Below are 1491 nucleotides of genomic sequence, written 5' to 3' on the forward strand. Positions count from 1 at the left end.
GCGTATTTTTCTGCCTACTCACGCCCACTCCCGCCGCCCGGGGATATAGCTCGTCCGCTAACAGCGGGTCCGGGGTTCGAAACCCTGACGGCGCACCACCGAAAACCCCTGCCTAACAGGGTTTTTCTGCTTTTCGGGAACCGGGGCAGTCGCCGCAGGTGGTGACACGGGTGGTGACAACGGGCCTCTAAATCCCGTGGCAGTTCTCGTGCAAACTAAGTGATCTCGCCCGTAAGTTCGTCGAGGGTCGTTACCAGACGCCGCTGGTGCCGAGTCTGCACTGGCGGCTTCGAGACTGCGTTCAGCGCTCCTTTTTCGCCTCGACGTCGCCGCCACCGCAGTCTCGGCGCCTCAGCGAACGGGCCCGACGACCTTACGGGCGCGACCACTAAGTGCAAAGCGACTCTGGGCGACTCCCCCGACTGAGTCGTACAACCCTCCGGAGTCACCCTGCCTAAAACGCCCGCTGAAGTGCGCGCATGACGCCGACACCAGCGCCGATGCACACCGAGGTCAAGTAAAGATTTTTTACAGACTGCCTCGCTCCAACCAACTGCGAGTAAGTACAAAAATCGTGACACTCTCCCCTATACATTTGTCGCCCCCCGGACCTACGTTCAGTCCCACGAAAGTACTCATTGGCGGTACCGGCACGCTGCTCTGTGCGGGCTGGCTCACCGGGGAGGTCGAGTGGCATGAGCGAGCGTAGGCGGCGAACGATGGGTGAGCGTGGAGCGCCACCCGATCCCATCCGCAACATCCGCTACGGACGTGAAGAGCCGTGTGGCGACATACCAGCGTGGCGACAGCACAGTACCTCGTTCGCGGACCCACCAACCGACCCCCCGACGGCGCCTGGCGGCAAGACTTTCTGGCAACGGCTGGCGTCTGTTCTGCCCTGGGTGCACGACGAAGAGCCTGACCACGGCTCGCCTTCGACGCCTACTCCACCTCAGGAACCAGACCCAGAACCCGATCTAGATGATCATGACATCAACGCGCCGCCCTTTTACCAACTGGTCGTCGACTTCGACACCGGCGCATGGCCCACCTCAGGCGTACTGCGCCAAATGGGCTACAACGTAGGGAAACAGGGCCTCAGACCCGTTGAGAGGCGCAAAATCCTGCGGCAGGTCCTCCACGTGGAGCTGGTCGCCGGATCTGCCGATGCTCGCAACTACGTACACGAATGGGGACCACCGGCTAGCCATCAGCGTCTGACGAAGATGTGCAATTCCCTCGCCGCTTTCTCCCGAAATGCGCAGCGACAAGATGCCGACTACTCCGAAGCGATCGCTGACTGGGACGAGGATCTCGCTTGGTTGACCGCCACCTACGAGTGAGACCGATTGGTGGCCGGTGCGCACCAGACGAGGCACTGCAGCCTGGTGGATGGCCCGCCGGACGCAGGATGCGAGAGCGCGCGTCGAATCGGCGTGGGATCCATGACGGATCCCGAACCGGCTGTTCGCAGTGTCAAAGTCGGCTGGC

At 62.2% G+C, this 1491-nt stretch carries 1 protein-coding gene; it reads left to right on the forward strand.

Going from position 1 to position 1491, the window contains the following annotated elements; translation table 11 throughout:
- The first annotated feature begins 902 nt into the window (after nucleotides 1-902).
- Complete coding sequence (locus tag AC2VON_RS23680; RefSeq protein ID WP_486955034.1) at nucleotides 903-1343, forward strand: hypothetical protein; 441 nt, start codon at nucleotides 903-905, stop codon at nucleotides 1341-1343.
- The last annotated feature ends 148 nt before the right edge of the window (nucleotides 1344-1491 follow it).

Source organism: Mycobacterium sp. TH-M82, assembly GCF_057473605.1.